Source organism: Chlamydia buteonis (genome assembly GCF_900634605.1).
GTDB classification, from domain to species: Bacteria; Chlamydiota; Chlamydiia; order Chlamydiales; family Chlamydiaceae; genus Chlamydia; species Chlamydia buteonis.
Window position 1 is genome coordinate 12760 of the sequence record NZ_CAAAFM010000002.1, and the last position, 13221, is coordinate 25980.

Below are 13221 nucleotides of genomic sequence, written 5' to 3' on the forward strand. Positions count from 1 at the left end.
ATAGCTGATAGATTATATTATAAAAGTTATCTTCGTTTAGTTGTGATAATTTTATTCTTTAACTATGTTAATTTCGGGTAAAGATCCTCTCTTTATCAAAACTTCAGGTGAGGACTTTCCAAGATATGACCTAGTAAGAACAAAATGAAAAATTAAACATTTTCGTTTTCTGGAGTTTACGCATCAAGGTTCGCGGCTTCAGAAGAATTTTGCTGGTTAAGTGTCGGCGAGAGTTCTGCGATGGATGGAGAAGAGGCGCTTTCTTCTAAGCTTGCAGTTCTTTTAATCTCTTGAGTTTGTAAAGATTTTACAGGAAATAATCCCCTGTGAATGTTTAAAAGAGTAGCGCTAGCGCCCAGGGCTCCGAAGACACCGATCATAAAGAAAACTACTTGCGGAGAGATCATCACCAAACCGAAAATAGCGCCGATGATCATTGCAGAAACTAGCAAACTAATCACCCAAGCGGTGAAATAAGAAAGAGCTTGGCTACAGTCTCTTGATCGGATGCTTGTTATTATCAAGGTAAGCGGGATTAATATTAAGTTTGAGAATGTCATTAGAGGGAAAGTGATAATTTTAAGTGTACCAAAAATAACAGAGGCTAACACTTCAATGGTCATGGCTGTCTTTGGATATTGTTGAGCTTTATTTTGACAGCGACGCGCTAAAACCCTCTCGGGAAAAGTAGAATCGAAATAAATCTGTGAGCTTTTTTTACAAACTTCACGACAATTCATTTTAACCTTAAAAATGCACTCACATTTTAGAATGCAAACATTTTAAATAGTTTTAAAATTTACTACAATCGAAATTCTAATTTAAATAGATGGTTCTGGAAAGACATCTATAAAAGTATAGAAGTAAAAGTTTTTTTATATATAGTCGGTTTGTGAAAAATAGATGCTTTTTGTTTTCTTCTAAAAAGAAAGCACAGCAGATCCACCAAAGAAAGCCGAAGATTTAAACGGATAATTCGTCACATTATTATTATGGCTATCAGCAAGTGAAATATCACTACCGATAGACCACCCATAAAATAACTTCACGAAGCTTCCTGGCCATGGATAGAGTTTAACATTGCCCTCGATTTCCCGCCCTTGGTATTCAAAGATACCCTCGGAAGAAGGAAGATCATTGGGATGGAGTTTTTTTCTTAATCGAGTGAGGCGATAGGCAGCGCCAAAATCACAAACAGAGGTGCAATTATACTCTACAGAGAAGTTTACCGGATAGATACAGTTGATTGTAAGTTTGTCATTAGGTTTATAAGTGGCACCTAGTAAAGGCCAGGCCTTTTCTTGATGTAGTCCTGTTTCATTAATTACACCAAAAATAACAGATAGTTGTTGTGTAGCTTGGTATTTTCCAGAGAGTACTGCTTGGTATAGGCTATAGCCTGCCTCAATATTTTCCGGATCAATAAGGCTGGACACAACTGCAGACCATTGCCAATTTTTTAATGACAAGGTGTAAACCCCTGCAGACAGCAAGATATAGCTATAATACGATTTCTTTTGGAAGGTATAGTATCCTAAAGAGTTGGGATCTCCAACTACAGGCTGAGCGTCATCCCAAAGGATATGAGCTCCTACATACCCTGTAGAAAAGAGGGCGCCGGTTTGTGATGTGATTGGAAGTGTACAAAGTACAGTTGTGTCAAATTGACGGTAGCCAAGGGATTGATTTGGTAATTTTTTAAAGTCCGCTTTTTCTACTTGTAGGTATTGAGTTTGTAGGGAAAAAGGATGAGATTTAGGAGAGGCTTCACGAGTTTCTTTGTCGATACCGCAAGCATCATGAATAATGTAGATGGGTGTGGAGAGCAGATGACCAGCTAGAGTCATCACATGAAATAACAACTTCAACATATCTCTATTTACAACTCCTACAAGAAACTATCCTCTCAGCAATGTTTTTAAGAAGGAGAGATTGTCCTTTTTTGAAAACGATTATTAACTATTTTGACCTATCTTAATGAAAATTAGACTATACTTTCATAGGATAGATTACTACTCATTTTCACAAGAGTACGTTATAAGTCGATTTTTATTTCTACAGTTTGTACTTTGTTTTCCATATCGCCTTGTTATATATCTGTAGAGCCACAAATTTCATAGAATGTTTTAAAATGCGTCTTACAAACAAGCGATAAAATCTCTTTTCCCTGAGTGTTTAATATGGTTTTCCCTGCAGATTTCACATGAGCAGAGGCTCCTTTAGGTAGCTTTACAGAAAAACGTTGTTCTAGTTTGGTTATAGTATTAATGAAGGCTTCTCTTGCTAGTATAGAGGCTGCGGCAACAACGATATCTTGTTCTGCGCGAACTCTTTGAATTACCGAGATATCAGTGTTTTTTTCTCTTAATGCTTGAAGTAAAATACTTTCTGATGAAGCAAATTGGTCTGAGATAGCAAAAACTTCTCCAGAGGGACGCGGAGCAAGTTGATCGATAATAGTAGCATGAGCCCAGGCTAGAAGAATATTCAGATTATGGAACTTTGCATAAAGTTCGTTATATTTTTCTGGATAAAGAATCATCACATCATATGTAGAACATGCTCGAATGGTTTTTGCTAATGATAGGATTTGATTATCATTGAGCATTTTTGAATCTTGGATTTTTGTTTTATAAAGATTTTTCAAAGTCTCCACATCGCGAGCATAGACTCCCGCGATACATAGAGGACCGAAAAAATCTCCTTTCCCCGATTCATCTACGCCTAGGCGAGGACGCAGATCCTTCTCCATACGGTTATGGGTAAATGTCAGTAAAATTTCTGGTTCTAAGAAAAAATCAATGAACTCTTGTGAACCTTTCCCCTGAACAACGAGTTTCCCTGAGTTATAGAGAGTACAGCTTACCGAGGGAGAACGTGCTTGGAAAATAGTGTGCTGTGGTTGCGTTAAAATGAAACCCTTTTCCTCAAGACGATCTTTAAGTAGGCCATGCAGAGAAGGAGAGAGTGTAGTAACAAACGGTGTGGACATAAAAAAAAGCGTCGAATTATCTTGTCGTACTCAGGATAGGGATCTCTATCGCTGTCTATGTTTTTACTGGGTATATTTATTGTTATGCTATACATAACATAAGGATGTATAGTGTATATGCGGTTTTTGAAGTACAAATTAAACGTTAATCCTGTATATTCCCGCAAGTGAGCAGGATCTTGAAACAGGGGAGAAGGTCTCATTTTCTATAAATGAGATAGGGGCTCTAGAAAAGATCTAGAGTTTAGCATTTAGGTACCTGCAAAGGAATCTCTATGGTAGAACAAATTCATAAAGAACTGTTACATTTAGGCGAGGTATTTCGCACAAAACGTGAAGAACAATCCTTATCTTTAAAAGATGTAGAAGCAGCAACATCCATACGTTATTCATGTTTAGAAGCTATAGAAAACGGCTATTTAGGCAAGCTAATTTCCCCAATTTATGCGCAGGGATTTATCAAGAAATATGCCGCGTACCTAGGATTAGATGGTGAGCGTATTCTTCAAGATCATCCCTATGTTATGAAAATCTTCAAAGAGTTTTCAGAGCATAATATGGAGATGCTTTTAGATTTAGAGTCTATGGGAGGAAGAAACTCCCCAGAGAAAGCGATTCGTAGTTTATTTAATCTTTGGTGGGCAGGACTTATCGTCGTCAGTGGTATTGGGATTTGGTGGCTAGGGTCCTTACTCTCTATTTTTTAATAGCAGACGGATAACCTATGCTAAAGAGGCAATTTTTGCCTCTTTATCTTTATTGTTATCCAAGTAATGCCAAGAGGCTATTGATTGTTTGAGTCATTCCGAGTAGCTGCTCCTGCGCGCTGTTTGAAAGCCAATCGTCATCACCTTTGTCCGAATCTGTTTCATCCGTAGAGTTTAGTTGATGATTCCGAGAGGAATCAGTTTCCAAACCATCTACTTCTGAGTCGTCAAAAGGATTATCAGGATCTCCCGGAAGAAAAGCTCGGCCGTACGCGTCCCACTGCAATTTTAAGAATTCGGATACTTTTTTTAGTTCATCAAGTGTTGCCTTAGGACTTTCTCCTCCACTACTTATGGGAACATAACCTAAAGCTAAAAGTACAAGAATAATCAGTTTTAACAATTTCTTAGGGTGCAGACTAAGGCTAAAACCGTCTCTTCCATAAGCAAAGCATGGAGCGTTTCCAACTAAACAACTTAGGGTGTTTTTCAATATGCATAGAGCATTTTTCCCGTCTTTTCCACCTAGAGGGAACGTGTCTCCGCTGCATAAATCCATAACGTTAAGTTGGTAAAGCTGAGATAGGAGCTTGCTGTAATTGATCTGTTTAGTATAATGTATTGCAGAGACACTTTGTGCGGTCTCTAGAGCTTGCTCCTCGCCCTTGTTATAGATAATCCAGCATGGTGGAGGTGTATCTTGTCTTTTGCAGAGAAAATCACCGTAACCACGTTTTGTCATTATGGTGTCAGTCTCGTTGATTTTAGGGACTTCACTAGGATCATTAGCTAGATCAAAGAGTTCTTGTTGTATTCCACCTGCCAAGAGTTTTTTTAAGTTTTCTTTTATGTCCAGACACAACTGATCGAATTCTGCTTTTTGATTCTCAGGTAAGGTTTGCCCCTCAGCAAGAAGAATAGGCCAATTCATATTGCTTTGCTGTGCTCCCATCCCTAAAACAATCGGACCGTGCTTATGTTTCATAGTATCTAAGAACTGTAGAAGATCAGGATGAGCTCCTGATGGTTGATCAGGGGGGGGATTTATGATGCAGGTACATAGGCAATGAAAGCAATGGGAAAGCCAATTTGGGCAATGGCTATCACACCAAGGGCTACAATGTTCATGGCAATAATTCGCACCGCGTTGTGTTTGAGGTGCATTTAACAAAGAAGTCGCTATTACTCCTGCTTTTTGTATAGTCTCTAATATTGGTGTGTCTCCAACCTGAAGATCCAAGGAAACTCGCTTTCCAGGTTGTTGGGTAACCACCATTTGTTGTAGTGGTATATTTGCTTGTGAAGAGTCTCCGCCTCTTTCTTGCAGAGTCAACTTGCAACTACATCCACCAGGTGGGCAGCACATATGATATCTCCCGATAACAAAAGATAGGGAGTTAGGATACTCGTCGTATCCTAACTCTTGAGATTAAAATGGCTTCCATGGTTTCAAAAAGTGCTTTTTTTACCAAGAATTTCTTTTGTTAGGTGGCTGAACATATGGAGGATAGGGTAAAAATTTGCAGAGGTTGTGGTTGGCACGGAATTACGTAAAAATTTTAATCTTTTCACTTAGTCAAGATTGTGAGATATCTGTATAAGTTGAAAGCCTTGTTGGATAGCAGAGGCGGAGGAAGCCGCCCCTAAATTGTGTGTTGATGATTATCTTAAAAATAGACTTGAAGTCATAGCTGTGACGTTTTTAGCCGTTTTGAGAAGGGCTTCTTGAGCTTTAGGATTTGTGAAATCCCAAAGCTGAGCACCTCTTATGTTTTCAGGTGTTGCCCCGTCAACACACGATCTTTCCGCACTTTCAGTCAAACGACCGTTAAGAACAACTCTTTGTCCGTATTTAGGCAGATGGTGTGTTCCTGCGTTTACTTTGACTTCCGTTCCAAAAGATCGTGAATCCACAGAAGATACAAACGTACTTTTCTCTTTTGTGCGAAGTTCTTTACTTGTATTTTCTAGTTGTTCTAAAGATGTAGGAACTTCTTGTTCTGCACCTAAAGGAATAAAACCTAAAGCTAATAATGCAAGAAGAAGTAAAGTACGATATTTTGATTCTTCTATGCTCAATCCAAATCCTGGGTGATCAAAAATATTTTTCTCCTCATTTACATACTTATTTAAAGTGAGTAACAAAATATTTACAGCAGCTCGGGATTGAAATCCTAAGAAACCGGTCGTTTGAGAATTCACATCTAAAACTTCTAGTTGGCTAAGTTGGTGCTGTAACCTTTGGATATTCAGAGAGTACCCAGATCTCTGTTCATTAGCAGCTGTTTCATGGCTTTCAGAAGGATAAAGAATTAAACATGTTGGAAGAGAAGGAGGAGTTGAGATGTTGATAGACTCTTCTAAAGAGTGTTTCACATTTTCTAATTCTGTAGAACCTTTTGAAGGAAGTTGATGCGCAGCATTAGCAACTTTGAAGAGTTCTTGTTGAGAGCCTCCTTTTAAGCATCTACCTAACTGATTTTTTGCTTCTTCGCATTTTTCTGAAAATAGAGTTTTCTGCTCAGAAGATAAAGTAAAACCTTCTGCTAGTAATTTAGCAATATCCCAAGGGCCGTTTTTCATTGCGATACCAACGCAAATAGGGCCGTACTCATCTCTTTGTTGTTGGATAAAATCAGTTAAATCATCGTATTTTTCTTCAGATCCTAGATGTTCATCAGGAGTAATCATGCATGTGCAAAGACAATCGAAGAAACATAGGAAAGGACTCCAGCAATTGTCTGCACACCAAGGCCTGCAAGAATCTTGGCAGAATTGGCTGGTGCGTTGTATTCTTGCAGAATTTAAAGCATCAGAGAGAAGGTCTCCAGCAGCACGAATGGTATCTAGTAATGTTGGATCACCCACTTTTAAACTAAATTCTGAAGCGCATCCAGGTTGTTTTGTAATCCCATTTAAAGAAATAGTTTCTTCTTCATAGGCATCTTGTTTTGAGCGGCAGCTCATGCTAATTCCAGGGCAGCACATAATTTACTCCATAAATAACAACGTGGTTTACTAAGAACCCTTATACTGTTGATGGTTCTTATTCTTCTGCTAAATGGCTTTATGCATTTTTGACATTTTGTAGAGAGGGTTTATAAGAGTTGTTACTCTTACGTAAAATAGATAGATTACATTGTTAATCTTGGAGAAAATTTGAAACAACCAATGTGAGAATTATCCTCATTTTATGAGCTAAAAAGCATTTAGGGGGCAAATTTTGTTCAAAAAAATATTTTAAGTCTATAAAAAATTTTTGAATGCAAGAGGGCTTCCTGTACGATAAAAAGCCGCTTTATAAGGTTTTAAGTGTCTATTTTCATTTTTTGTCTAACATATTGTTCTAGCAGAGAGTAATGCGATTAAATTGCTGGCATTTTGAACACAGATTCTTTGCTATGCAATATCATCATCCTGAGGATTAATTTTAGTCACACTTTCTTTATTTACAGGAATATAACCAACTTCAAACTATTCGCAACAAGCAATACTAGGAGAGCTACATTGGCCCGAGAAGGTCTTGCAACCTTTTTGTATTTTAGTTGTCTGAGGGTTATTTTGAGCATTTTTTAATAAAGATAGAATTGGTTCGCTAGTACCTTCCAAAGACTATTGGGATGATCTCTATGGGACTCTGTTCTGAATTTTTTTTAAAATACTTTATGGATTTGAACGGGTGAAAAGGGGAAATACGAAATTTTCCGAAGGAATTTAGTGGTAATAATGAAAGTGGAAAAATCGTTGAAATAGGAGTGTGGGACGAATTTTTTTCGGCTGATAAAATCTTTCTTGTTGATTTTATTTCAAAAAATTCTTATGACTTCCCCACTTATATAACCAAGATGTGATAAACGTGACAAGTCTGCTGAAATATCTCCCTAAGGTGTCCATACTTACAGTAGCTATCTTAGGTACATTGACTACAGCTGAGGCAGCAAAGAAAAAGCATGTGCCGATGACAATGGCGTATTCTTTTGACGAGGTTTTTACACATTTAGAAAAAAACAAAGAGGATACTTTATTTTGTATTAACGTAGATAGTGTAATTCAGCATAAATATATAGGTTCTCCGGGCTGGTATCAAAACAGGTTGTCAAGGCTTTCTAAGCGTTTTGGAGATTTTTTTAAGGCAAAAAAACGGGTGGCTGAAGAACAGGTGCTCATAGATACATTAGTAAGCAAAGAATGTTTAGAGTTAAATGTGGCGGATCGGTTTTCTCAGATACTTTCTGAATGTTCATGTTCTTTATTGGGAATTTCTTCATTAGGAATCGAATCCGTTTCTTCAACATTAAAGAGCCTAAAAGAATGCGGTATAGAATTGCATTCGCGAGCATTTCCTACAGAAGACTTTTTTTTGGAAACTACACAGAGGTGTAGTGCATCTGCATTAGTACAAGAGGGTGTTTTATTTTGTAGTACTTTAGAGTTTCCAGAAGCTATGAAGTTGTTGTTTATCTATGAAAATAAAATGCCAAAGAACATAGTATTTTTAACTGATAATCCTGAAGAAATCAAAACTTTAGGACGAGAATGTATAGATTTGGGGATCAAATTTTTTGGCTTAGTATATTATCCTGCTGCAGAAAGCATATTTTCCTATGTTTACCCTTATTCGGCAGCGGTCGAGATTCAAGAAGAACATGCGTTTGCAGTTATCTCCGATGTTACAGCGCAATTATCGCTAGATTCTCTTAATCAAAAGAGTTAATATTATTTATTTGAAACAAGCCTTATAGTATCCTCTCTGTCCCCCTGAGAGGGTGCTTGGGGCCCTTTTTTAGTTTTGCTAACATATTTAATCCTTGGGTAGCTTTATATAAAAAAATATTTCTTCCTAAAGAGATGCTCCGTACAATAAAACAATTTTTTGTCTTTGAGAGCATTGCTATGAAGGTAATATTTTTTATCTCAGTTTTCTTTTCAGTATTTTCCTTAGAAGCAAGTATTATCAAAGTGTCTGATATACAAGCTGTGAATAAATACGCAAGAAAAGGTTCGTTAGTTTTATTAGGCTTGGACGAAACTCTCGTCTTCCCTAAACAAATGCTTGGAACCAGCTCTTGGTTTAACGAGCGTTTAGAAAATCTAAAAAAAGAACAGTCTGATTATGATCCTATTGCAAAGGCTTTTTGCGAAAGAATTGCTGTGTCATTTGCGGTAGAGTATGAGCTTATTCATCCTGAAGTTCCTAAAGCTATAGAAACTTTAGCTTTATCTGAAGCTTGGGTAATGGGAGTGTCTCAATTTCCTATCCCTATGGCGAATCATTTTCTTCGTTCTGCCCAAGCTTTAGGTGTAGTGTTTTCTTCATGCTTACCAGCCCGTAGTGATGGGTGGATGCCACATCTAAAAACACTTGGTAGACCTCAACATGTGATGTTTATAGAAGAGCAAATCCTCTTTACTGGAGGGCTTGTTAACGGAATCTCTATGGAAGAAGTTCTCTCTACTTTATTTTCAACTTTAGAAACGTTGCCACAACAAGTGATATATTTGGATCAGAATAAGGAGAACCTGATTTCTGCAGAAGCAGCATGCAAACGAGCAAATATTTATTTTATAGGGATGCTCTATAATCCAGCTGTAAAACGCGTCAAGAGCTATAAATCTGAAGTTGCTAACCTACAGTGGTTGCAATTATGTAACCAACTATCCGATAGGTACTTTCAGTCTTTGCTGACCTATGTCATTGGTCCAGAGGGTCAAGGATAGTATTTTAAAAAAGTTAGGGAAAAGCCCTTAGGATAAAATGGAGGGCTCATTCCCTAAAATTTAATTCTTTAGAAAGAAATAGATAACGGAAGAGAAGGGATTCGAACCCCCGGTTCCTTTAAGAGAACTTCTGATTTCGAATCAGATGCATTCGACCACTCTGCCACTCTTCCTTGAGAGGACTAGTTTAGGCATTCCTCGCTAGGAAATCAAGCCCAACCATAATTTTCTCGTATTCTTAAAACGCTAAAAACAAGCTAATGTGCCTTGCTATCTTGTAATGTTGTTGGAGAAGTCCTACAGTAATCTCAAGAGCGATTTTATTGAAAATAAATGAGATAGGAATCTTTTATTATTATTTGTTTAAATAGAAATGAAATTAATTAGAATTATGGCTTTATGTATAAATAATTTAATAAAAATCGAATGATAAAAATCATATTAAAAGTACGTTGTTTGATCTAAAATGGAGTATAGACTTTTGGTTTTTTTATTTTATCATGTCGCAGCCTCTATATACTAACAGACTTATTACTGAAAAATCACCGTATTTGCTTCTTTATGCTCATACACCGGTAAACTGGTATCCTTGGTGTAGCGAGGCTTTTGACCTGGCTATGAAAGAGGATAAGCCAATTTTCCTTTCTATTGGTTGTGCACACTCTCGATGGTGTCAGGTTATGCTTCAGGAAAGCTTCAAAAATCCTGAAATTGCTGCAATACTCAACGAGCATTTTATTAATATTAAGGTAGATAAAGAAGAATTGCCTCATGTGGCGAATCTTTATTTTGATCTTGCACAAATGCTTTCGATATCAGAAGAGCATCAGAGTTCTCCTTCTTGGCCACTAAATGTATTTTTAACTCCAGATCTTCTGCCTTTTTTCTCCGCAAATTATTTGGCGGCAGAAGGGAAATTAGGGCTACCGTCGTTTTCACAGACGATAGAGAGGCTGAATTTGATGTGGGAGAATCCTGAGGAAAGAGATGTGCTTGTTCGTCAAGCTCATAAGATTCTTGAGATTGCTTCATTTATAGAGAGATGCGCAAGAAAAGAAATATTAGAAGAAGGTATCCTCCGAAAAACAGTAGAGGCAATATATCACGATATTGATCCCCATTATGGAGGAGTAAAAGCGTTTCCAAAAACCCCACCGGCTTTGTTGAGCCAGTTTCTCTTGCGTTATGGTGTAGAGTATCAAGATAATAGAAGTTTATTTTTTGTAGATCGTTCTTTGCAAATGATGGCAAAAGGAGGGATTTTCGATCATTTGGGTGGGGGATTTTATTGCTATACCATTGATGATAAATGGTTAATTCCATGTTTTGAAAAACGTCTGATCGATAACTCTTTCTTGTTATTAGATTATTTGGATGCTTGGGTATGTATGAAAAAACCTGAGTATCGTTCTATAGCTAAGCAAACGCTCCATTATATTCTTTCTGAACTCTATAATCCTGAGGTGGGAGCATTCTATACTTCAGAACATGGAGAACGTTGGGGGGATACTGAGGGAGGATACGCCACTTGGTCCGGAGAGGAAATCCGCGAAGTGCTTGGAGAAAATGCCGAGATCTTTTGTGAATACTATGGGATTTCTAGAGAGGGGTTTTGTAATGGAAGAAACATTCTTCATATTCCTTCTCATATTGATATCGAAGAGATTGCGGATAAGTATGGTTGCACAATAGAAGAATTCCATGAGATTATCGATAGGCTTAAAGAAAAATTGTTCATACATAGAAATAAGAAAGCACGGCCTTTCAAAGATGACCAATCTCTTGCCTTTCAAAATGGTTGGATGGTCTACACACTAGCGTATGCAGGGAGAATCCTCGGTGATTTTTCTTACATCGGTATTGCTAAAAAGTGTGGCGAGTTTATTTGTAAAAATTTATGCAAGCATTCCATTTTATTGCGTAGGTGGCGAGATGGCGACGCAAAATACTCAGGAGGATTGGAAGACTACGCCGGGGTGATTTTAGGAGCCATAGCTCTTTATGAAACTGGTTGTGGAGCTCAGTGGTTATTGTTAGCTGAAGATCTTATGAAAGAGGTAATTGTATCCTTCCGTTCGGAAAGTGGGGGATTTTACACCACGGATGGTAGAGACTCTGCATTACTGTTAAAACAGGAAAACCTCTCTGATGGTGAAGCCATTTCGGGAAATGCTCTTGTTTGCCAAGCTTTAATCAAATTGCATATGCTTACAGAAAAAAAACATTACCTTACCTATGCGGAAGATATCCTACAGATTGCGCAAGCTCGATGGCATACCCATAAGTTTTCTTCTTTAGGGAATCTCATGGCCGCACAAGCATATTTTTCACGTAATCATCAAAAAATCCTTATTTCTTTAGCCAATGATCATGATTGTGAGGCAATTTTATCCTGCTTAGCAGGATTGTTTCTTCCTCATATCTCTATTGTTTGGATGCGGGAAAAAGAGCGTGAATCATTAGAAGAGATTCTTCCTGAATATGAACACTGTCTGATCCCTAAGGAAGGGCAAACATCTACAGTTATTTGCTTATTAGAGTCGGGGGTAGGGAGGAAATTCTCCAACATTGAAGAGTTTCGCACCTATATGAATTCAAAATAACTCTTTACCTTCCATTTATTTGTGAGAAGATTTCTTCTCGAAGTGGTCAAAATTTGGTTAATTTCTTATAGTTAGTCCCTAGACATGTCAACCAGTAGGGAGTAGCAAATCATGAAGAACAAAACACTAAGCGTTTTCTCTTTGGTCGGTTTGGTTTGTTTACCGGGATTTTTAATAGGGCATGAAGGTTCTCTTCCTACTAAACAGCGCGAGTACCCCTACCCTAATGAAAAGATCCCTGAGGAACCCGCAGGAATAGCTATTCATGATCGTGTGTTATTTAAAATAGATGACGATACTGTTGTTACTACTTTAGATGTTATCCAGAAATTAAATCTTCTTTTTGCTTCTTCCTACCCTCAACTTATAGAGTCTTACCCTGCACGTTCGCAGTACTACACAGCTATGTGGCCGGTAGTTTTAGAATCTGTAATTGACGAATTTCTTATGGTTGCCGACGCTAAAGCTAAAAAAATCCAAGTAGACCCTACTGCAGTTAATCAGGAAGTCGAAGCTATGTTTGGTAGAGATTTATCTTTCTTTTACGTTCATTTCGATATGACCCCTGACGATATATTTAAAGTAGTTCATCGTACATTGATAGCTCAAAGAGTGATGGGAATGATGGTTCGCTCTAAGGTAATGCTTAAAATTACTCCAGGGAAAATCCGAGAGCATTACAACCAGTTGGCTGAAGAAGCTGCAAAAACTACACTATGGAAATACCGAGTAGTTACGATTAAAGCCGCCACAGAATCCTTGTCTAGTCAAATTGCCGATAAGATATGCGCGCGTTTAAATGAAACACAAAGTTGGAATAAAGAGCGCTTATCTGCTCTGGCTCTATCTCAAGGGGGACAATTTGTCTGTTCTGAAGAGTTCATACGTAATGATAAAGAATTGTCAGATGCTCATAAAATGGAATTATCTAGTGTGAACTATCCCCTGGCTATGTGTAGTCAACCTAAAGCTCATAAATCAGGGCATAAGCTCTATGTGCTTCTTGAGAAATCTACAATGCCTATGCAGCCTTTGGAAGAAATAGAAACTCAGATTAAGCAAACGTTATTTATGAACTATGCTGAGAGTATAGAAAGTCAGTATAAAAGGAAATTGCGTGCGCGCTATGGCTTTGACTCATCGATGATTGCTAAGTTGCTTTCTGAAGAAGCCCCACCTCTATTTTCATTACTTTAGGAGA

10 protein-coding genes and 1 tRNA gene are annotated in these 13221 nt (G+C 37.7%); 5 read left to right on the forward strand and 6 right to left on the reverse strand.

What is annotated here, in order from left to right; all coding sequences use genetic code 11:
* Positions 1-176 precede the first annotated feature (176 nt).
* The 3 genes from E1N70_RS03480 to rnhC all read right to left on the reverse strand — a co-directional run bounded on the left by E1N70_RS03480 (position 177) and on the right by rnhC (position 2992).
* The gene (locus E1N70_RS03480) at positions 177-740 is read right to left on the reverse strand and encodes a DUF5422 family protein (protein ID WP_131744165.1); all 564 of its coding nucleotides are present in this window, start codon (positions 738-740) and stop codon (positions 177-179) included.
* Between the two features lie 180 nt (positions 741-920).
* Positions 921-1871, reverse strand: coding sequence for a hypothetical protein (locus E1N70_RS03485; protein ID WP_131744166.1), 951 nt, complete (start codon positions 1869-1871; stop codon positions 921-923).
* A 218-nt stretch (positions 1872-2089) separates the two neighbouring features.
* Positions 2090-2992, reverse strand: a complete 903-nt coding sequence (rnhC, locus tag E1N70_RS03490; RefSeq protein WP_131744167.1) for a ribonuclease HIII — start codon at positions 2990-2992, stop codon at positions 2090-2092.
* A gap of 275 nt (positions 2993-3267) precedes the next feature.
* Here rnhC and E1N70_RS03495 point away from each other — a divergent pair, with 275 nt between their 5' ends.
* The gene (locus tag E1N70_RS03495; RefSeq protein WP_131744168.1) at positions 3268-3699 is read left to right on the forward strand and encodes a helix-turn-helix domain-containing protein; all 432 of its coding nucleotides are present in this window, start codon (positions 3268-3270) and stop codon (positions 3697-3699) included.
* A gap of 55 nt (positions 3700-3754) precedes the next feature.
* Here E1N70_RS03495 and E1N70_RS03500 read toward each other — a convergent pair whose 3' ends face one another.
* The gene (locus E1N70_RS03500) at positions 3755-5065 is read right to left on the reverse strand and encodes a hypothetical protein (protein ID WP_131744169.1); all 1311 of its coding nucleotides are present in this window, start codon (positions 5063-5065) and stop codon (positions 3755-3757) included.
* Between the two features lie 296 nt (positions 5066-5361).
* A complete protein-coding gene (locus tag E1N70_RS03505; protein ID WP_131744170.1) occupies positions 5362-6687 on the reverse strand; it encodes a hypothetical protein in 1326 nt (441 codons plus the stop codon).
* Positions 6688-7555: 868 nt separating this feature from the next.
* On the opposite strand from E1N70_RS03505, the gene E1N70_RS03510 reads away from it, so the two are divergent.
* Positions 7556-8413 carry a DUF2608 domain-containing protein gene (locus E1N70_RS03510; protein WP_131744171.1) on the forward strand — a complete coding sequence of 286 codons (858 nt, stop codon included), beginning with the start codon at positions 7556-7558 and terminating at the stop codon, positions 8411-8413.
* Between the two features lie 179 nt (positions 8414-8592).
* Positions 8593-9417, forward strand: a complete 825-nt coding sequence (locus E1N70_RS03515) for a DUF2608 domain-containing protein (RefSeq protein WP_208638307.1) — start codon at positions 8593-8595, stop codon at positions 9415-9417.
* Between the two features lie 86 nt (positions 9418-9503).
* Here E1N70_RS03515 and E1N70_RS03520 read toward each other — a convergent pair.
* Positions 9504-9590: transfer RNA gene (locus tag E1N70_RS03520), tRNA-Ser, on the reverse strand.
* Positions 9591-9917: 327 nt separating this feature from the next.
* Here E1N70_RS03520 and E1N70_RS03525 point away from each other — a divergent pair.
* Together E1N70_RS03525 and E1N70_RS03530 are read left to right on the forward strand one after the other, a co-directional pair.
* Positions 9918-12020, forward strand: a complete 2103-nt coding sequence (locus E1N70_RS03525) for a thioredoxin domain-containing protein (protein WP_131744173.1) — start codon at positions 9918-9920, stop codon at positions 12018-12020.
* Positions 12021-12131: 111 nt separating this feature from the next.
* Entirely contained in the window at positions 12132-13217 is a 1086-nt protein-coding gene (locus tag E1N70_RS03530; RefSeq protein WP_131744174.1) for a hypothetical protein, read from the forward strand.
* Positions 13218-13221: the final 4 nt, after the last annotated feature.

Excerpts from the sequence above, each read along its gene's own strand:
- E1N70_RS03495 (WP_131744168.1), top strand. The coding sequence starts at position 3,268 with ATGGTAGAACAAATTCATAAAGAACTGTTACATTTAGGCGAGGTATTT.
- E1N70_RS03485 (WP_131744166.1), bottom strand. The coding sequence starts at position 1,871 with ATGTTGAAGTTGTTATTTCATGTGATGACTCTAGCTGGTCATCTGCTC.
- E1N70_RS03505 (WP_131744170.1), bottom strand. The coding sequence starts at position 6,687 with ATGTGCTGCCCTGGAATTAGCATGAGCTGCCGCTCAAAACAAGATGCC.
- rnhC (WP_131744167.1), bottom strand. The coding sequence starts at position 2,992 with ATGTCCACACCGTTTGTTACTACACTCTCTCCTTCTCTGCATGGCCTA.
- E1N70_RS03525 (WP_131744173.1), top strand. The coding sequence starts at position 9,918 with ATGTCGCAGCCTCTATATACTAACAGACTTATTACTGAAAAATCACCG.
- E1N70_RS03500 (WP_131744169.1), bottom strand. The coding sequence starts at position 5,065 with ATGTGCTGCCCACCTGGTGGATGTAGTTGCAAGTTGACTCTGCAAGAA.
- E1N70_RS03480 (WP_131744165.1), bottom strand. The coding sequence starts at position 740 with ATGAATTGTCGTGAAGTTTGTAAAAAAAGCTCACAGATTTATTTCGAT.
- E1N70_RS03530 (WP_131744174.1), top strand. The coding sequence starts at position 12,132 with ATGAAGAACAAAACACTAAGCGTTTTCTCTTTGGTCGGTTTGGTTTGT.
- E1N70_RS03515 (WP_208638307.1), top strand. The coding sequence starts at position 8,593 with ATGAAGGTAATATTTTTTATCTCAGTTTTCTTTTCAGTATTTTCCTTA.